The following is an 18,712-nucleotide window of genomic DNA, read 5'->3' as shown; positions in this document are numbered from 1 at the left end:
ACGATGATCCACTGGGCGATAGTGGAATGACCGGTGGGGACCGGGGAGACGAGACCGCCCGACGGCTGCGAGAACCGCAGCACGCCGGGCGGTCTCGTATTTTCAGACCTTTTCCACGCGCGCTCGCGCCGGACTCGCACCCGGACTCGCGCTGAAAGAGGCCACGTAGGATCGCACTACGATGGCATCCCAGGCATCCCCGAAACGACATGGGCTTTCCGCCAAGACCCTGCGTGAGCTGGAACGGGCCTCCGGCAGGCTCGCCAAGGCGAGCGTCACGGCCATGGAGGAACAGCTCTCGTGGTTCGGCAGGCTGCCCGCGGATCAGCGGGCGAGCGTGCTGATGATCACGCAGACCGGCGCCGCGGGCTTCGTGAGCTGGCTCCAGGACTCCCAGGAAGCGCTCAAACTCACGACGGAAGCGTTCCGCACCGCTCCACGGGAACTGTCCCGCTGGATCAGCCTGAGACAGACCGTCGGCCTCGTCCGGCTGGCCATCGAGGTCTTCGAGGAGCAGTTGCCCGAGTTCGCGGCCGACGAGAGCGAGCGCGCAGCGCTCACCGAGGGCATCCTCCGCTACGGAAGGGAAGTCGCCTTCGCCGCGGCCAACTCCTACGCCGCCGCCGCGGAGGCGCGCGGCGCGTGGGACGCCAGGCTCGAAGCGCTCGTCGTCGACGGCATCGTGCGTGGTGACGCCGAGGAGTCCGTGGCATCGCGGGCCGCAGCGCTGGGCTGGGACCCCGCTGCCCCCGCGACGGTGCTCGTCGGCAATCCCCCTTCCGACGATCCGCCCACCGTCGTGTTCGAGGTGCGCAGCAGGGCGGCGAGGGCGGGAAGGCCGGTGCTGCTCAGCGTGCAGGGCTCCCGGCTGGTCGTCGTCGTCGCGGGCCCGACCGACGGCACGGGAAAGGAAAGGACCATCCTGTCGACGTTGTCGACCGCGTTCGCGGAGGGTCCCGTCGTCGCCGGACCCACCATGCCCGACCTCGCCGGCGCCCATCACAGCGCGGTCGAGGCGCTGTCCGGTTTGCGCGCCGTCGTCGGCTGGCCCGCCGCGCCGAGACCGACCCGCTCGGCCGACCTGCTTCCCGAGCGGGCGCTGGCCGGTGACGCCGAGGCCGAACGGCAACTCATCGACGAGATCGCGAGGCCGCTCGAAGAAGCGGGGCCCGCGCTGTTGCAGACCATCGAGACCTATCTCGAAAGCGGCGGGGTGCTGGAGGCGTGCGCGAAACTGTTGTTCGTGCACCCCAACACGGTTCGCTACCGGCTGCGCAAGGCCGCCGAACTGACCGGACGCAACGCCAGCGATCCGAGGGACGCGCTCGTGCTGAGGATCGCCCTCACCGTCGGCAGGCTCGCCCGCTCCCGCGGACTCTGGTGAGCGGAGGGCGAAATAGTGCTCAGGCACACACTTCGCACCCTCGGCGGCCGACCCGAAAATGCTCGAATCCGACAACGCTTGGCCTGCATCTCCCGCGCCGGCGCCGCCTGAGTTTGTAGCCTCCCCACAACGTCGGGCGACGGACTTGGTGACTCGGCGGCATCCCGGGGAGACCGTCGGTGCGTGTTCCCTTGAGGGGTGATCGCCCTCCTCTGTCCCGGACAGGGGGCCCAGGCCCCCGGCATGCTCTCGTCATGGCTCGAACTCGACGGCGCCCGCGAGCGCCTGCGTGAGTGGTCGGAGCGGGCAGGGCTCGATCTCGTCCACCTCGGCACGGAGGGCACCGCCGAGGAGATCCAGGACACCGCGGTCGCCCAGCCGCTCATCGTCGCCGCCGCGCTGCTGACCGCCGAGCACCTGCCAGCGACCGTGCCCGCCGACGCCCCCGTCGCCGGACACTCGGTCGGCGAACTCGCCGCCGCCGCCGTCGCCGGTGTCTTCACCCCCGCCGACGCGGTCGCGCTCGCCGCGCTGCGCGGCGCCGAGATGGCGAAGGCCTGCGCGATCGAGCCCACCAGCATGGCCGCCGTCATGCTCGGCGACCCGGAACAGGTGGTCGCCTGGCTGGCCGGGCACGACCTCGAAGCGGCCAACCGCAACGGCGCTGGCCAGATCGTGGCCTCCGGATCGGCAGCCGCCATCGAGCGCATCGTCGCCGAACCGCTGGAAGGCACCAAGGTCAGGCCGCTCAAGGTGGCCGGGGCTTTCCACACCCGGTACATGGCGCCGGCCGAAGCCGCGCTGCGCGCGCACACCGCCGAACTCGCCGTGAACGACCCCGTGAGGCCGCTGCTCTCCAACGCGGACGGCGCCGTAGTGACCGGTGGCCGCGACTACGTCGACCGCCTCGTCACCCAGGTGACCCGACCGGTGCGCTGGGACCTGACTATGCGCGGCCTCGCCTCGCTCGGTGTCACGAGCACCGTGGAGTTGCCGCCTGCCGGTACGCTCACCGGCCTGGTGAAGCGGGAACTCAAGGGCACGGTCACGACGTTCGTCCCGCTGAAGACACCGGACAACCTGGAGGACGTGCGATGAGCCCTGCGTTGACGCTGCGGCAGGGAGCCGCGGCGACGCGGATACTGGGCGTCGGCAGTACCCAGCCGGACACGGTCGTCACCAACGACGATCTCGCGAAGACGATGGACACCAACGACCAGTGGATCAGGGAGCGGGTCGGCATCGTCGAACGCCGCTTCGCGGCCAAGGACGAACTGCTGGTCGACATGGCCGTCACCGCGGGAGCGAAGGCGCTGGCCGACGCGGGCACCGATCCGTCCGAAGTGGACACGGTGATCGTGCCCAACTGCACGATGCCCTCCCCCATCCCCAATGCCGCCGCGCAGGTCGCCGACCGGATCGGGATCCAAGCTCCCGGCGCCTTCGACATCAACGCGGCGTGCGCGGGATTCTGCTACGGGCTCGGTCTCGCCTCCGACCTCGTCAGGTCGGGCTCCTCGCGCAAGGTACTGGTGATCGGAGCCGAAAAACTCACCGACGCCGTCGACCCCACCGACCGCTCGACCGCGATCATCTTCGCCGACGGCGCCGGCGCCGCGCTGGTCGGACCCGCGGACGAACCCGGCATCGGCCCCGTGGTATGGGGCAGCGCGGGCGATCACGTGGACATGATCTACATGCGCGATCACCGCTACATCCACCAGGAAGGACAGTCGGTCTTCCGGTGGGCCACCACGCAAATGGCACCAATCGCCATCAAGGCGGTGGAGGCCGCGGGGCTCTCATTGTCCGATGTGGACGTTCTGATCCCGCATCAGGCCAACCTGCGCATCGTCGAGTCGATCGCGAAACGCCTGCGCGCCAAGGGCGCGAGGGAAGATCTGGTCGTCGCCGACGACATCCGGTACTCGGGCAACACCTCGTCGGCTTCCATCCCGCTCGCGCTGGATCACATGCGCGCGGCCGGGAAGGTCAAGCAGGGCGACGTCGTGCTCCTCGTCGGCTTCGGCGCGGGACTGTCCTACGCCGGCCAGGTCATCATCTGCCCGTGATACCACTTACCTCGGCGGGCGTTAAGGTCCGTCGTGTCGCAAAGCGCGAAACCAGGAAGGAACGCCCAGTGGCTGACAAAGAAGAGATCCTGTCCGGCCTCGCCGAGATCGTCGAAGAGGTCGCCGGTGTCGCCCAGGACGACGTGAGCAGCGAGAAGTCGTTCGTCGACGACCTCGACATCGACTCACTGTCCATGGTGGAGATCGCCGTGCAGGCCGAGGACAAGTTCGGGGTCAAGATCCCCGACGACGAGCTCGCGAACCTGAAGACGGTCGGCGACGCCGTGGACTACGTCGCGGCGAACTCCAAGTAACAGCAATCGGTTGGCACACCTCGGGGAGATGCAATGAGCAACATCGACGTCGTGATCACCGGGATCGGCGCGACCACGCCGCTCGGCGGAGACGTCGCGTCCACCTGGGACGGACTGCTCGCGGGCCGCAGCGGCATCCGTACCATCGAGGCCGACTGGGTCGAACGCTTCGATCTCCCGGTCAAGATCGGTGCCGCGCTCGCCGAGGAGCCGACCGAGAAGATCCCGCGCGTTCAGGCCCGCAGGCTCGACAGGTGCGAGCAGGTGGCGTTGATCGCGTCGCGGCAGGCATGGGCTGACGCGGGTTTCGCCGAGCCGACGGACGAGCACACCGACGTCGCGCCCGAGCGGCTCGGGGTGTCCATCGGAACCGGCATCGGCGGCCCCGTCACGCTGTTGACCCAGGACGACCTGCTCGAAGAGCACGGCATCCGCAAGGTGTCGCCGCTGACCGTTCCCATGCTGATGCCCAACGGCCCGGCCGCGCACGTGGGCATCGACATGCGGGCCAGGGCCGGGGTGCACTCGCCCGCATCGGCGTGTGCCTCCGGAGCCGAAGGCATCGCCACCGGTTTCCAGATGATCCAGTCGGGAAGGGCCGACGTCGTCGTGGCAGGCGGGGCGGAAGCGTGCATCGCGCCCATAACAATCGCCGGTTTCGCGCAGGCACGCACCGTGTCGACCCGCAACGACGATCCCGCGCGCGCCTCGCGTCCGTTCGACACCGCACGCGACGGGTTCGTGCTCGGTGAAGGTGCGGGCACGGTGATCCTGGAGCGCGCCGACCACGCCGCCGCCCGCGGCGCGAGGGTCTACGCGAGGATCAGCGGCTGGGGCATCACCTCGGACGCCTTCCACATCACCGGTAACCACCCCGAGGGCGTCGGCCAGATCGCGGCCATGACCAACGCCATCGAGATGGCGGGCCTGGCCTCGTCCGACATCGGTCACGTCAACGCGCACGCCACCTCGACGGTGGTCGGCGACGTCGGCGAGGCCGCGGCCATCCGCAAGGCCGTCGGCGACCACGCCGTGGTGACCGCCCCCAAGGGCGCGCTCGGCCACCTCGTCGGAGGCGCGGGCGCCGTCGAGGGCATCGCGACGATCCTCGCTCTATACCACGGGATCGTGCCGATGACGTTGAACCTGGAGAACCTGGATCCGAAGGTGGAGCTCGACGTGGTGTCGGGTGAGGCCCGCAAGGTGGAACTCACCGCCGCGATCAGCAATTCCTTCGGCTTCGGCGGCCACAACACGGCTCTGTTGTTCACCACGGTCTAGCTACGAAGGTGGTGGTATGACGGCACTGGCCACCACCTCAGAGCACATCCTCCCCGATCTCGATCCACGCGAGCCCGGTGTCCGGGTCGGCGCACTGCTCGACCCGGACACCGCGCGACCGTTGCGGCCCGGCGATTCCAGCGGCGTCTACACCGCACGGGGCCGGATATCCGGCGCGAAGGTCATCGTCTACTGCACCGACGCCACCAGGATGGGCGGCGCGATGAGCGTCGCCGGGTGCAGGCACATCGTCGCGGCCATCGAGACGGCGGTCAGGGAACGTTGTCCCGTCATCGGCTTGTGGCATTCCGGCGGCGCGCGGCTCACCGAAGGCGTCTCCGCGCTCGACGCCGTCGGCCAGGTGTTCGCCGCGATGATCAGGGCATCCGGCAAGGTTCCGCAGATTTCGGTGGTACTCGGCCCCGCCGCGGGCGGCGCCGCCTACGGTCCAGCGCTGACCGACGTCGTCGTCATGGCGCCGGCGGGCAGGGTGTTCGTCACCGGGCCCGACGTCGTCCGCAGCGTCACTGGCGAGGAGATCGACCAGGAGGGCCTTGGCGGCCCTGACGCGCACGGCACGCGGTCGGGGGTCGTGCACATCGTCGCCGATTCGGAAGCCGACGCCTACGCGCGGGCGAGGAGGGTGACGGAACTGCTGGCCAAGCCCGGCTTCTTCGACCCTCACACGGTCGGCGACACGACGGATCCGCGTTCGCTCCTTCCCGACCGCGCGCGCAGGGCCTACGACATCAAACCGGTCGTCAGCCGCATCCTCGATCCGGGTTCGTTCGAGGAATTCCAGCCACGGTGGGCCCCGAACATGGTGACCGGGCTGGGCAGGCTCGGCGGGCGCACGATCGGGGTGCTGGCCAACAACCCGTTGCGCAAGGGCGGCTGCCTCGATTCGCAGTCGGCCGAGAAGGCGGCCCGGTTCGTCAGGACCTGCGACTCGTTCGGCGTGCCGTTGCTCGTACTGGTCGACGTGCCGGGCTATCTGCCCGGCGTGGGCCAGGAATGGGGTGGCGTCGTGCGCAGGGGCGCCAAGTTGCTGCACGCGTTCGGGGAGGCTGTCGTACCGCGCGTGACGCTAGTGCTGCGCAAGTCCTTCGGCGGGGCCTACATCGCGATGAACGCGCACTGTCTCGGCGCGACGGCGGTGTTCGCGTGGCCTGAGGCGGAGGTCGCGGTGATGGGGGCCTCGGCGGCCGTCGACGTGCTGCACCGCAGGAAACTCGCCGCGGCTGCGCCCGGCGAGCGGGAAGCGTTGCGGGAGAAGCTGATCGCCGACCAGGAACGCACCGCGGGCGGTGTGGGAAGGGCGATGTCCATCGGCGTCGTCGACGACATCATCGAGCCGAGGCACACCAGGCGGATACTCGCCGAAACGCTGGCTGCCGCACCCTCCGGGAGGGGCGCGCACGGCAACATCCCGTTGTGAGCGCCGCTCAGCAGGCCGACTTCTCGGGAAGAGAGCCGGAGGGCGCGGTGTCGATTTTCCACCGCGACCCCTCCATGACCATGGGGAAGGTGAGCTGCCAGCGCACGCATTCCTCGGGAAGGTCGGCAGGCGCGTCGGCGAGTTCCTGGGTGCTCGTGAACCCGACGAGGACGCTCAGGCGCTGTTCGGGCGCGAGTTCGATGCGGTACACCACGATGCTGCCGTCCCGCGTGCTGCGGTAGTTGGTGAGCCATTCCTGTCGCGGCTGGGCCTGCATCCGCTCCGCGACGACGGTGCTGGCCCAGGCGTCGTAATCCCTCGCGTTGATCGCGTCGAAATGGGCCTGCAGGAGGGCCTTGACGGCACCGGCCCGCGGGTGGGCCGCCGCGTCGGCTGCCAGTTCGACCTCACCCGAGCCTGGCTGTTCGGCGGGGGCGAGCGACGTCGGCGACGGTCCCGCGCCGGGCTCACTGGTCTCCACGACGGACGGCGCCTGGTAGAACTCGCGGGCCAGCAGCCCACCACCGACGGTCAACGACACCACGACGATGAGCACGGGCACCAGCCAGCGCCAGTGGCTGCGAGGCGACGTCGTGGGCACGCCGGACAGAGTAACCAGAACCCCCGACGACCGGGTTCCGGCCGGGTGTACGTGAGCCCCGCGCCCAGGCCGCCGAGATCCCCACTCGGGTCGGCGAGTTCCGCGTTCGGTACGTCGAGACGCACATCCGGGCGACGCGAAGCCGGTGGTTCAGTACGCGGCGGCTCCGGACGGTCGGGTGCCGAGCCTCCGTGAGCGAGTCCCGAAGCGAGCCCGGCACCGCGCCACCCTGAGTCCGTCAGCCCACCTGGTGCAGCCAGGTCACCGGCGCGCCGTCACCGGCGTGCCGGAACGGCTCCAGCGCCTCGTCCCAGCTCGCACCGAGCAGTTCGTCCAGTTTGTGGGCGAACTGCTCGCCTGCCCTGCTGTTCGAGGCGAGCGCGCGGAGCTGGTCCTCACCAACGACGATGTCGCCGTTGGCGCTGGTACGCGCGTGCCAGAGTCCGAGGCCGGGGGCATGACAGAACCGCTGTCCGTCGACGCCGGGGCTGGCTTCCTCGGTGACCTCGAACCGGACCATGGGCCACGCCTTGAGGGCGGCGGCCAGTTTGCTCCCCGTGCCAGTAGGAGCGCGCCAGTCGCACTCAGCACGAAGTTGCCCGGGTGCGGCGGGCTGCGCCGTCCACCTGAGCTCGACTCGGCCACCCAGGGTGCCCGAAATCGCCCACTCGACGTGCGGGCATACCGCAGACGGCGACGAGTGGACGTACACCACGCCACGAGTGCTCACTGCTGACCTCCGCTACTTGACGAGGGGCGTCTTCCCCTACGACCTCGCAAGCCGGAACGTTCAGCAGACTCAGCCTGTGGCGACTTCTGAGGCCATTCTGCACAACGCTCACCCATTTGGCCACATGAGCACCAGAAATCACACCGGTAAGTGAGCAAGGGAGCTTTACTGTCGGCTAACGGTAGTAAAGCTCCCCCGCTCCCGGTGTGGCGGTGGAAAGTCACCGTCCTGCGCCGAGTGCGCGGGCCGCCGCGACCGTGTCGACCAGGCCGGTGCCCTTGTCGAAACTCGACGTGTGGGGCCCTGCCGGTGCGTATGGCGCGCCGTCCGCGTATTTGTACGCGGTCGACTTGAGGACGTCCTCGATCTGGGCTGGCGTGGCGCCCGGGTTCGCCTGGAAGAGTTGCGCGACGACTCCGGCGACCTGCGGAGCGGCCATGGAGGTACCGCTGATCACGTTGTAGGTCCCGACGTCGAGCGGACCGGGCCCGTTCACCGGAGCCAGCCCGGTCGAGCAGATCACCAGGTAGGGCCTGCACGCGGAGCGAATGCTCTCCCCCGGCGCCGAGATGTCCGGCCAGCTTCCCGAGTCGGCGGCGGAGCCACGCGAGGAAAACTCCGACACGGTGCCATTCCTCGTCCCCGTGCCGTTGTCGTTGTAGGAGGCCACCGACAACACTCCCGGGGTCGGAACCTGGCCCGCGGGGTTGGAGAGGTTCGCCGAGCCGTCGCCACCGTCATTGCCGTTGGCCCACACGGTGACGACGCCTTCGGAGGCGAGCGCTCGCTGGAGTTTCACGGTGGCCGACCTCGGGTCGAACTCGCCTCCCCCGCTCGGCCCGTACGAATTGTTGATCACCTTGACCGGCGGGCACTGCTCCGCCGACACCCCTTCACCGCAGGGGGCGGCGTGGTTTTCCAGCACCCAGTTCAGCGCGGAATCGGAACCCAGAACGAGCAAGGCCGCTCCGGTCGAGATGGAGACGACCTTCGAACCCGGCGCCGATCCGCCGACCCTCACGCCGTCACCGAGCGAATAGTCGGCACCGGCCGCGATCCCCGTGACATGCGTGCCGTGGCCGCCGACGGACAGCGTGTCGGTGTCGACGACGTTCGGCACCCTGGTGACACATTCCGTTCCCGAGCCGAGCACGCACAGGCTCTTGAGGTTGGCGACGACCCTTCCGTTGCCGTCGACGTCGCGCAGCGCCGGGTGACCGGGATCGACGCCGGTGTCGATCACCGCGATGCTGACACCTCTCCCGTCGAGCGGTTGTCCCACCGCGTCGGTGAGGGTTTCCCTCGCCTCCCTGCTGCGCGTGGCGACGGTGCCGCTTCCCGCGAACAGTTCGATGGCGTCGTTGTTCTCGACGAAGGTCACGCCGTCAGCGGCCCTCACCGCGGCGACCTGCTCCGCGGTTCCGTTCGCGGCGACGACACCGATCTTGCGGAACGTGGTGAGCGTGGCCATCCCCGATTGCCGCACCGCCCGCTCAGCCTCAGCGAGGCTGCCGCCGTGCACCATCACGGTGACCGGAGTGCCGGTGTCGCCCTCGGCAGCGGCAAGCACCTCGGCCAGCGTCGCGGACACCGGAGCCACCTGTAGCGGTCCTCTTCGTTCCGCCGCGCTCGCGGGCACGACGACGGCCATCGCCAGAACGGTGACGCACGAGGTGACCAATGCCGATCGCCACGCCCTGCCTGCGCGCATCTCAGCCTCCACAGTTGATGACACCCGGCTACCTACTAACCGGTAGCACTCAACTAGGTGACGGCAATCACTGTCAATCACCAACTGTCCGGTTTGTGGTCCGCAATCGATTCGAACAGTCGTCGCGCTAGCGTGTTGCTCGGAACTCATGGTGGTCAGGGAGGTTGACGTGCGACTCGTGCGGTTTCCAGGGCAGGCCGCGCGCGTGTCCGACGACGTACGTGCCGCGCTCGCCTCACTCGGCCGAGGACCCAACATCATCGGCGGGATCGCGCTCGTCGGAGCCGAACCACCCGGCGTTTCCGGTCCCGTCGACGCGATCATGATCATGCCGCGCGGGGTCGTCGTCATCGGCGGCGTCGACCTTCCCGACCCGGCCATGCGGCTGGAAGCCCCACTGGCCGGACAGTGGAAAGCCGACGGCTGGCCACTCGTCAGGGGCGAGGCCATCCATCCCGCGGTCGACGTACTCGCCATGGCAAACACGCTCGGCGAGCGGGTCAGGGAACTGGCACCGGCCTGCCCCGTCGGCACGATCATCGCGGTCGGCCCCTTCGTTGAAGCAGTCGAACAACCGGCGGCCGACCTGACCGGCGAGGTCAGGGTGGTGTACCCGACGGCGACGAGCCTGCTGACGGCCGCCGTTTCACTCTCGTCGGGCGAAGAACCGCTGACCGCCGCCCAGGCAAGGAGCCTGATCAGGGCGTTCGCCCCCTCCGCCACGGTCTCCGGCGACACCGAAGGCATCGGTGACTCCGGCGACATCGACGACACAGCGCTGGCAGCCGAGGGTTTCGGCACCGAAGAGCACCCGCTCGCCGAGCCAGCAGAGACCGTGCCGATCGACTACCCGGCCCGTCCCTCGCCTCCCCCTTCCACCGAACCGAGCGCCACGACAGCACCGGCGGTACCGGTGGCGCCCGCGGTGACCACGCAACCCGCGCGGCCCGCTCCGCTGGTGTCCCCACTGCCCTCTCCGGTACCCCGGCCCCAACCGCCCCCATTCCCGGGCCGGTCACGGCGCGCCGTGACGCTGAGCGCCCGCTGGCATCCATGGGCAGCCGGTGCGCTGCTGGTCGCCGTCGCCGCGGCCACCGTCACCATCGCGGCGAGCGGTGACGACGAAGGGGAACGCCCGATCGCGCTGCGCCAGCCCGTCGCCCCCACGGTCGCCGCCGGCGGCATCTCCTTCACCGAATACGCGACGGAAGCCGGTACCGACTGCGCCGCACACGCCGGAGGCGACCTCCAGGTGTCACTGGCCGAGCAGACCTGCACCGGACTCCGCAGGGGCAGCTTCGAAACCACTGTCGAGGGACGTGAGGTCGCGGTTTCGGTCGCCGCGCTCTCCTTCGCCGACAGCGAGCAGGCTGCCCGGTTTCTCGAACTCGCCGACACCCCTGGCAGCGGCACCGTCGACGACGTCGCCACCGACAAGGGGCTGTGGCCGGACAGCGAAACAGGGCCGCCCGATTTCGCCGGGGCCGCCTACGTCGGTTCGGCAGGAGGCAGCACGGTACGGCTCGTGCTGGCCGGCTGGCTCGAAGGCGAATCCGAACCCGGCGATCCGGCGTTGACGGCGGCCGCGACGGCCGCGCTGGAAATCCCGCTGTCGCAGTAGCTCAGAGACCGTAGGTCTCCAGCAACCGCAACCACACCTCACTGATCGTGGGGAAGGCGGGCACCGCGTGCCACAGCCTGCGCAACGGCACCTCACCGACGACCGCGATGGTCGCGGCGTGCAGCATCTCGCCGACGTCCTGGCCGACGAAGGTGACGCCGAGCAGGACTTCCCGCTCCGTGTCGACGACGATGCGTGCCTTGCCGGTGTAGCCGTCGGCGGTCAGCGCCGAACCGGCGACCGCGATGTCCAGATCGACCACCCGCTGCCGGTCGTTCTCGGCGTCGGCCAGCCCGACGGAAGCCACCTCGGGATCGGTGAAGATCACCTGCGGGACGGCGTGATGATCGGCGGTTGCCGTGAACCGGCTCCACGGCACGGCATCGACCGTTTCGCCTCGCGCCTTGGCCGAGATCACGTCACCGACGGCACGGGCGGCGTACTTGCCCTGATGGGTCAGCGGCGCCCTCCCGGTGACGTCGCCCGCCGCGTAAAGCCATTCACCGTCCACTCCGGACACCAGCCCGGTGTCGTCGACGGTCAGCGGCGATCCTGGCGTGAGCCCCACCACATCGACGCCGAGGTCGGCCGTCGCCGGTTTCCTTCCCGTCGCGAGCAGCACCTTGTCCGCGTCCACATAGCCGCCGTCGGCCAGCTCGACGCGCGTCGACCCATCCACAGTAGACACCCGGTCGGCCCGTGCCCTCAGGTGAACCCGTACCCCGTCGGCCCTCAGCCCCTCGGCGACCGCGTCACCGGCGAACGCGGGCATCCTGGGCAGCAACCGCTCCCCCGTCGCGATGAGGTCCACACTCGACCCCAGCCGCGCCCACGCCTGTGACATCTCGACGCCGACGACACCACCACCGATGACGGCGAGCCGCGCGGGCACCTCCGACGCCGACGTCGCGTCGCGCGACGTCCACACGGGTATCTCGCCGATCCCGTCGATCGGCGGCGTCACCGGCACGCTTCCCGTGCACACCACGACCGCGCGCCGGGCGAGCAGTACCGTGCCATCGTCCAGTGTGACCTCGCGCTCACCCGTGATCCTCGCGTGCCCGCGAACCGGTTCGATTTTCGCGCTCTTCGCCCAGTCGACCTGACCGGTGTCGTCCCCGTTCGACGTGAACGCGTCACGACGAGCGAACACCGCCAGCGGGTCGAGCCGCTCCGCCGCCTCGATCCCGGGCATCCTGCGAACGGCCGCGAGCAGATTTCCCGGCCGCAGCAGGGCTTTGCTCGGGATACAGGCCCAGTAGGAACACTCACCGCCGAATCGCTCGTGCTCCACGAGCGCGGCCGTCAACCCGCCTTCGACCGCCCGCGAGGCCGCGTTCTCCCCCACCGGGCCCGCACCGATGACCACAACATCGAAAGTCTGCTCCGCCATCTTCTGAGCGCACACCACTCAAGCTTCGCGCGCAACCTGGGCGCCCCGCAAGGAAAACGGCTCGGGCGCTATCCTTGCCGCGAACACTTGCAAGAACGGGGAGGTCATTCATGGCCAGGAGTACTGCGGTCGAGTTGCTCGACGACATCAACGGCGAGCCCGCCGAGGAAACGGTGCGGTTCGCTCTCGATGGCGTCGAGTACGACATCGACCTCTCCGGCGACAACGCGGACACTCTGCGCGACCTTCTCGACCGGTACGTCGCGGGCGGTCGCCGCACCGGAGGGCGCAAGCGTCCGCCGCGCATCATCGGCAAGCGCAAGCGCCGTGGTACCCGGAAGATCGCGGGCCGCGCCTCCTCGGCGAGCGGCACCGCCACAAAGGCGAAGAAGACGGGCGCGGCGGCAACGAAGACAACGGGCAAGGCGCCCGCGAAGAAAGCGGCAGCCGCCAAGACAGCGGCGGGGAAACCGGCGGCGTCGGCGAAGAAGGCCAAACCGGCAGCGGCGAAGAGCGCCCCCAAGACCGCGAAGACCACCAGGTCCACCAAATCCGCCGCGACCGCCAAGACGCCCGCCTCGGCGAAATCCACGAAGACGGCGTCGGCGGCCACGAAGGACGCGGCCAAGAAGGCGGCTTCCCGCACCACGTCGCGGACGGCCAAGCCGACCACGCGCGCCACCGTCGCGGGCAAGAGCAAGACGGCTGGTACCACGAAGCCGAGCAAGAACGCCAAGCCCGCGGCCAAGCCCGCGAAGGCCGCCACAACCAAGCCCGTGAAGAAGGCCGCACCGCAGGCATCGCAGACCTCGTCGGCACCGCAGGCTCAGCAATCCCAGCGCAAACCGGCGAGCAAGGCCAACGTTCCGCAGGTGACCTTCTCCTCGGCCAAGGGCAACAACTGAGCCCCTGCCGCTACAGCGCTTTCAGCTCCTCCACGATCCCGGCGACCGAAGACTTGGCGTCCCCGAACAGCATCGCGGTCTTCGGGTCGTAGAACAGGGCGTTGTCGATACCGGCGAAGCCCGAACTCATCGAGCGTTTCAGCACGATCACCGAACGGCTGGCGTTGACGTGCAGGATCGGCATGCCGTAAATCGGCGAGTTCGGATCGGACTGCGCGGCGGGGTTGGTGACGTCGTTGGCTCCGATCACCAGCGCGACATCGGTTTGCGGGAACTGCGAGTTGCTTTCGTCCATCTCCTTGAGCGATTCGTAGGCGACGTCGGCCTCGGCCAGCAGCACGTTCATGTGGCCCGGCATCCGGCCCGCGACGGGATGGATGGCGTAGAGCACCTCGATTCCCTTGCTCTCAAGCAGGTCCGCCATCTCCCGCACCGCGTGCTGCGCCTGCGCGACGGCCATGCCGTAGCCGGGAACCACCATCACCCTGCTCGCGTAGGCCATCTGGATGGCGGCATCGCCCGCGCTCGTGCTGCGAACGGGACGGTCCTCGCCACCGCCGCTCGCCACCGCCGCGGCCGAACCGCCACCGAATCCTCCCGCGACGATCGCCGGAATCGACCGGTTCATCGCCTTGGCCATCAGGTTGGTCAGGATCGAACCGGACGCACCGACGATCATGCCCGCGACGATGAGCGCCGTGTTGTCCAGCGCGAGGCCCATCGCCGCCGCCGAAAGCCCGGTGAGCGCATTGAGCAACGAGATCACAACGGGCATGTCGGCGCCGCCGATCGGAAGCACCACCATGACACCGATCAGCGCGGCGGCCACGAGAACGCCGATGATCAGCCACTCCGACGATCCTCCGGCCGCGATCACGATCGCGCAGACCACCGCGGCGAGTAGCACCACGGCGTTCAGCGGCTGCTGGAGCTTGCCGATGGTGATCGGCTTGCCGGGGAGCAGTTCCTGGAGTTTCCCGAACGCGACGTTGGAACCCCAGAACGACACCGAGCCGATGATCGCCGCGAACAGCGAGGCGATCGCGACGTACAACGGTTCGTGCTGAAAACCTTCGGTCGTACGGAATTCGACCCACGCGATGAGCGCGACCGCGCCGCCGCCCACGCCGTTGAACAACGCCACCATCTGTGGCATCGCGGTCATCTTGACCTTGCGGGCCGCCGGAACGCCGATGACGGTACCGAGCACGACGCCCAGCGCGATCAACCACCAGTTGCCCATGCCGGGTTGCAGCAAGGTGGCGACGACGGCGAGGCCCATCCCGGTCGCGGCGATCCAGTTGCCGCGCACCGCCGTGCGTGGCCCGGTCAGCCCCATCAGGCCGTAGATGAAGAGGGAGAAGGAGATGATGTAGAGGACGGCGATGAGGGTCGTCACTTGCCGTCCTCCTTGGCCGCGTCCTGCTTGGGCTTCTCCTTGAACATGCCCAGCATCCGGTCGGTCACCAGGAAACCGCCGACGACGTTGATCGTGCCGAACGCGATCGCGATCACCAGCAGGATCTTGTTCAGCACGCCGTCGGCACCGTGCCCGAGCACGATCAGCCCGCCGAGCAGCACGATGCCGTGAATGGCGTTGGTGCCCGACATCAGCGGCGTGTGCAGGGTGTTGGGCACCTTGGAGATCACCGCGAAACCCACGAAACCGGCGAGCACGAGCACCGCGAGACTTTCGACGAGCATCACCGCACCTCCTCGTCGGCGCCGGCGACACACGCGCCGGACACGATCGGATCGGAGAAATCGAGCACGAGTTCGCCTTCGGCGTTCACCAGCAACTCCAGCAATTCGGTGAGGTTCCGGCCGTACAGTTCGCTCGCGTGCACCGGCATTTCGGCCGGAAGGTTGAGCGGTGAGCAGATCGTGACGTCGTGCGCGACGATCTCCTTGCCGGGTTCGGTCAGTTCGCAGTTGCCTCCCGTCTCTCCCGCCATGTCGACGATGACGCTGCCCGCCCGCATTCCCCTGACGGCCTCGGCCGTGACGAGGGTCGGCGCGGTACGCCCCGGAACGAGCGCGGTGGTGATGACGACGTCGAATCCGGTGGTGGCCTCGGTCAGCCGCCGCTGCTGCTCCTCGCGTTCGGCCTCGGTCAGTTCGCGGGCGTAGCCGCCCTCCCCCACCGCCTCGATGCCGAGATCGAGCCAGCTCGCGCCGACGGAGCGAACCTGTTCGGCGACTTCTGGCCGCACGTCGTAACCGGTGGCCTGCGCGCCGAGCCGTTTCGCCGTCGCCAGCGCCTGCAACCCGGCGACTCCGGCTCCCAGCACGAGCACCTTCGCGGGCGGCACCGTGCCCGCCGCCGTGGTGAGCATGGGGAAGAACTTCGGGAGGCGCTGCGCCGCCAGCAGCACGGCGCGGTATCCGGCGACGCCTGCCTGTGAGGAAAGGGCGTCCATGGCCTGTGCGCGGGAGATCCTGGGAATCGACTCGACGGCGAAAGCCCTGATCCCCGCCTTTTTCATGGCGGCCAGTTCCTCGGTGTTGGTCAGCGGGGCGAGGAACCCGGCGAGTACGGCCGATTCACCGAGCTTGCCGATGTCGGCAACGGAGGGCGGGGACACGGTGAGCACGATGTCGGCGGCCCACGCGTCTCCGATCTCCGCTCCCGCTTCCTCGAACACCTCGTCGGCGAGTCGCGCTCCCTCGCCCGCTCCGGACTCGATCACCACCCGCAGCCCGCGCCTGGCGAGGCGGCCGACGAGTGTGGGCACGAGCGCGACTCTGCGCTCACCCGGTTTGGTTTCCTTGACCACGCCGACTGTCAGCGGCGATTCGGGGTCGGGCACTTCGCGTCCTCCTCGGCCTGCGGTGCGGCGGTGGAGACCATACTGGATGACAACGTTATCCAGATCACGTGACGAAGGTCGCCTTCCGCGTCGGCGCCGTCATCGCCGAACAGTATTGCATACTGTATGCACTGCGCCTACCGCTTCTGTCGCGCCGATCTCCGACGCGACTACGGTTGCGCGTATGTACTCGACCGAGATCGAGGTGCGCACCGGCGGTGACGCCGTCGTGCTCGACCTCACGAAGGACGCGGAACGCTTCCTCGGCGAAGCGGGAGCCGACGAAGGACTCCTGCACGTCTGGGTTCCTCACGCCACCGCCGGTCTCGCGATACTGGAGACCGGAGCGGGCAGCGACGACGATCTGCTCGCGGCGATCGACCAGTTGCTGCCGAGGGACGACCGCTGGCGGCATCAGCACGGCAGCCGTGGCCACGGGCGGGACCACGTGCTGCCCGCTTTCCTACCGCCGTATGCCAGCGTTCCCGTGCTCGGCGGCGTGCTTGCCCTCGGCACCTGGCAGTCGGTCTGCCTCGTCGACACCAACATCGACAACACCGTCCGGCGACTGCGGTTCAGCTTCCTGGCCGGCTGAACGCCGCCTCGGCCACGCGACCACGATCAGTCCCACGACGAGCATCGCGCCGAGTACCCACACGCCCGCGCTCACATCGGGGGCTTCCGGCGCGCCGACCAGCAGGCTGCGCAGCCCCTCCGTCGAGAACCGGAACGGCGTCCACGACCACAACAGGTTCTGGTAGACGGGGTTCAGCATCTCGGGGACCTGGCTGGCGACCGACGGTGCCAGCAGGTAGAGCGGGCCGAGAATCGCCATCGCCCTGATCCCGAGCAACCGGAGCAAACCACCCTGCACCGCGGCGAACGCCGCCGAACTGAGCCACAGGAAGCCGATCGTCGACCAGCCAAGGTCGAGCGAGGAATCCCACAACGCGAGCAGGCCGGTGAGCACCGCCGTCACCAGCACGCTCGTCAGCGCGACGTGCCCCAGCCTGGCGAGCGGTCCGGGGACCGTTCCGGAACGGGCGGCGAGCAGTACGAGGACCGCGCCCGCCGCGAGCCCGCCGACCCAGGCCAGCGCGCTGACGCCGAGTGGAGCGACCCGGCCGGCCGTCCCCGTCTCGTGAATGGTCTCCACCTGGACCGGCGCCGCGACAGCACCGGGATTGGCCTGGGCGAGCGCCGCGGTCAACGCCTGTCCCGCACCGGTCAGCGCCTGCTGCGCGACCTGGGTTCCGGTCGGGTTGACCGCACCGGACACCACGACCTTCGCCGAGGGCCCCGCCTGTCCCGCCGTGAGTTCGAGGACGCCGTATACGTCCTTGTCCTCCAGAAGCTGCCGCCCCTGTTCGGGCGTCGTGACCTGCCATCGCAGCGCCTCGCCCCCTTGCCCGGCGACCCGTTCGGCGGCCTGCCGAAGCGGCGTCCCCTCCGGCGCGGACACCGCGACGGGGACCTCCTTCGGCTGCGCCGTCGTCTGCGCGCCGAAGGTGAGGAAGCCGAGCACGACCGCGGCCACCGTTCCGACGAGCGCTGCCAGCACGACGAGAGGCCCCGCCTTCCGCCGAGTCGGACCCGTCATGTTGCTGCCCTCCAAATTTCCCCAACCGTTGAATTATGGGTCCACGCTAGACCCGAGGACGCCATCACGTCAACGCGCGTTGAATAAATCCGCGTTCTCTCGCGACGGGTACCGTGGCCCGCGTGAGCGATCAGTTGGACACGACACCGAAGCTGCTGCTGTGGGACATCGATCTGACCCTCGTCGACCTGCGGGGGCTCGGCGGCACCTGGTACGCCGAGGCGCTGACCGCCGTCGCGGGTATCGCACTGACCGAGTTGCCGTCCTTCCCTGGCAGGACGGAGCGGGCCATCACCGTCGAACTGCTCACCGCACACGGCGTCGAGCCGACGGAGGAACTGATCAACAAGGTATGGGCCGAGCTCGTCACCCAGTCCGCGAAATCGTTCCCGACGCTCACCGAGCACGGGCACGCGCTGCCCGGAGCGGCGGCGGCGCTCGACGCCTTCGCTGGTAAGAACGGCGTCGTCCAGTCACTCGTCACCGGCAACCTGCCCGAGGTCGCCCGGCACAAGCTCGACGCGTTCGCGCTCGGCACGCACATCGACTTCGACATCGGCGGCTACGGCACGATCTCGGCGCACAGGGCCGACCTGGTCTCCCACGCCGTCGAGCAAGCAAGCGGCAAACACGGCGCCCCGTTCGCTCCCGAATCGGTCGTGATCATCGGCGACACCCCGCACGACGTGGCGGCTGCCCTCGACCACGGCGCGCTGGCCGTCGGGGTCGCGACCGGCCGCAACAGCGCTGGCGAACTTCGCGAGTCCGGCGCCCATCTCGTGTTCGAAAACCTCTCCGACACCCAAGCCGTGCTCAAGGCGATTCTGAACGCCGAGGTCTGACCCGCGCCGG

At 69.1% G+C, this 18,712-nt stretch carries 17 protein-coding genes and 1 pseudogene; 10 read left to right on the top strand and 8 right to left on the bottom strand.

Features of this window, described 5'->3' with window-relative positions:
• The first annotated feature begins 181 nt into the window (after positions 1–181).
• From BAY61_RS07380 to BAY61_RS07355, 6 genes are all read left to right on the top strand, one after another.
• A complete protein-coding gene (locus BAY61_RS07380; RefSeq protein ID WP_091800200.1) occupies positions 182–1,384 on the top strand; it encodes a PucR family transcriptional regulator in 1,203 nt (400 codons plus the stop codon).
• A gap of 198 nt (positions 1,385–1,582) precedes the next feature.
• Complete coding sequence (locus BAY61_RS07375) at positions 1,583–2,482, top strand: ACP S-malonyltransferase (protein ID WP_170140071.1); 900 nt, start codon at positions 1,583–1,585, stop codon at positions 2,480–2,482.
• A complete protein-coding gene (locus BAY61_RS07370) occupies positions 2,479–3,456 on the top strand; it encodes a beta-ketoacyl-ACP synthase III (protein ID WP_091800196.1) in 978 nt (325 codons plus the stop codon). The genes BAY61_RS07375 and BAY61_RS07370 overlap by 4 nt, the downstream gene beginning before the upstream one ends.
• 68 nt (positions 3,457–3,524) lie before the next feature.
• Positions 3,525–3,770, top strand: a complete 246-nt coding sequence (locus tag BAY61_RS07365) for an acyl carrier protein (protein WP_091800194.1) — start codon at positions 3,525–3,527, stop codon at positions 3,768–3,770.
• Between the two features lie 33 nt (positions 3,771–3,803).
• Entirely contained in the window at positions 3,804–5,051 is a 1,248-nt protein-coding gene (locus BAY61_RS07360) for a beta-ketoacyl-[acyl-carrier-protein] synthase family protein (RefSeq protein WP_091800192.1), read from the top strand.
• Positions 5,052–5,067: 16 nt separating this feature from the next.
• Positions 5,068–6,489, top strand: coding sequence for an acyl-CoA carboxylase subunit beta (locus BAY61_RS07355; protein WP_091800191.1), 1,422 nt, complete (start codon positions 5,068–5,070; stop codon positions 6,487–6,489).
• A gap of 7 nt (positions 6,490–6,496) precedes the next feature.
• Here the strand turns inward: BAY61_RS07355 and BAY61_RS07350 are convergent, their stop codons facing one another.
• The 3 genes from BAY61_RS07350 to BAY61_RS07340 form a co-directional block, all read right to left on the bottom strand.
• Positions 6,497–7,090: a hypothetical protein gene (locus BAY61_RS07350; RefSeq protein WP_245865893.1), complete on the bottom strand. Its 594-nt coding sequence runs from the start codon at positions 7,088–7,090 to the stop codon at positions 6,497–6,499.
• 238 nt (positions 7,091–7,328) lie between these two features.
• Positions 7,329–7,820, bottom strand: a complete 492-nt coding sequence (locus BAY61_RS07345) for a DUF3145 domain-containing protein (protein WP_091800187.1) — start codon at positions 7,818–7,820, stop codon at positions 7,329–7,331.
• Between the two features lie 220 nt (positions 7,821–8,040).
• The gene (locus tag BAY61_RS07340; protein WP_091800185.1) at positions 8,041–9,531 is read right to left on the bottom strand and encodes a S8 family peptidase; all 1,491 of its coding nucleotides are present in this window, start codon (positions 9,529–9,531) and stop codon (positions 8,041–8,043) included.
• Positions 9,532–9,700: 169 nt separating this feature from the next.
• Here BAY61_RS07340 and BAY61_RS07335 point away from each other — a divergent pair, with 169 nt between their 5' ends.
• Complete coding sequence (locus BAY61_RS07335) at positions 9,701–11,152, top strand: hypothetical protein (protein ID WP_091800878.1); 1,452 nt, start codon at positions 9,701–9,703, stop codon at positions 11,150–11,152.
• 1 nt (position 11,153) lies between these two features.
• On the opposite strand, the gene BAY61_RS07330 is transcribed toward BAY61_RS07335, so the two are convergent.
• Entirely contained in the window at positions 11,154–12,545 is a 1,392-nt protein-coding gene (locus BAY61_RS07330) for a dihydrolipoyl dehydrogenase family protein (protein ID WP_091800184.1), read from the bottom strand.
• A 110-nt stretch (positions 12,546–12,655) separates the two neighbouring features.
• Between BAY61_RS07330 and BAY61_RS07325 the strand changes: the two genes are divergently transcribed.
• Positions 12,656–13,450 (top strand): histone-like nucleoid-structuring protein Lsr2, encoded by a 795-nt coding sequence (locus tag BAY61_RS07325; protein ID WP_091800182.1) that lies wholly within the window; start codon positions 12,656–12,658, stop codon positions 13,448–13,450.
• A gap of 10 nt (positions 13,451–13,460) precedes the next feature.
• Here BAY61_RS07325 and BAY61_RS07320 read toward each other — a convergent pair whose 3' ends face one another.
• From BAY61_RS07320 to BAY61_RS07310, 3 genes are read right to left on the bottom strand one after another with little or no spacing between them, the layout of a single operon-like run.
• Complete coding sequence (locus BAY61_RS07320) at positions 13,461–14,849, bottom strand: NAD(P)(+) transhydrogenase (Re/Si-specific) subunit beta (RefSeq protein ID WP_091800179.1); 1,389 nt, start codon at positions 14,847–14,849, stop codon at positions 13,461–13,463.
• Positions 14,846–15,154 (bottom strand): NAD(P) transhydrogenase subunit alpha part 2, encoded by a 309-nt coding sequence (locus BAY61_RS07315; protein ID WP_091800875.1) that lies wholly within the window; start codon positions 15,152–15,154, stop codon positions 14,846–14,848. The genes BAY61_RS07320 and BAY61_RS07315 overlap by 4 nt, the downstream gene beginning before the upstream one ends.
• Positions 15,154–16,260 (bottom strand): Re/Si-specific NAD(P)(+) transhydrogenase subunit alpha, encoded by a 1,107-nt coding sequence (locus tag BAY61_RS07310; RefSeq protein ID WP_091800176.1) that lies wholly within the window; start codon positions 16,258–16,260, stop codon positions 15,154–15,156. Before BAY61_RS07310 ends, BAY61_RS07315 begins: the two co-directional genes overlap by 1 nt.
• Positions 16,261–16,444: 184 nt before the next feature.
• On the opposite strand from BAY61_RS07310, the gene BAY61_RS07305 reads away from it, so the two are divergent.
• Positions 16,445–16,855, top strand: coding sequence for a YjbQ family protein (locus BAY61_RS07305; protein WP_091800173.1), 411 nt, complete (start codon positions 16,445–16,447; stop codon positions 16,853–16,855).
• On the opposite strand, the pseudogene BAY61_RS07300 reads toward BAY61_RS07305, so the two are convergent.
• Positions 16,799–17,860 (bottom strand): annotated as a pseudogene (locus BAY61_RS07300) (ABC transporter permease); the annotation flags it as partial. The gene BAY61_RS07305 and the pseudogene BAY61_RS07300 sit on opposite strands and share 57 nt — an antisense overlap.
• A gap of 122 nt (positions 17,861–17,982) precedes the next feature.
• Between BAY61_RS07300 and BAY61_RS07295 the strand changes: the two are divergent.
• Entirely contained in the window at positions 17,983–18,702 is a 720-nt protein-coding gene (locus BAY61_RS07295) for an HAD family hydrolase (RefSeq protein WP_245865888.1), read from the top strand.
• Positions 18,703–18,712 lie beyond the last annotated feature (10 nt).

The sequence above is a fragment of the Prauserella marina genome (assembly GCF_002240355.1).
GTDB classification, from domain to species: Bacteria; Actinomycetota; Actinomycetes; order Mycobacteriales; family Pseudonocardiaceae; genus Prauserella_A; species Prauserella_A marina.
The sequence above is the reverse complement of the archived record's forward strand: the minus strand, read 5'-3'. Positions and strand labels throughout refer to the sequence as shown.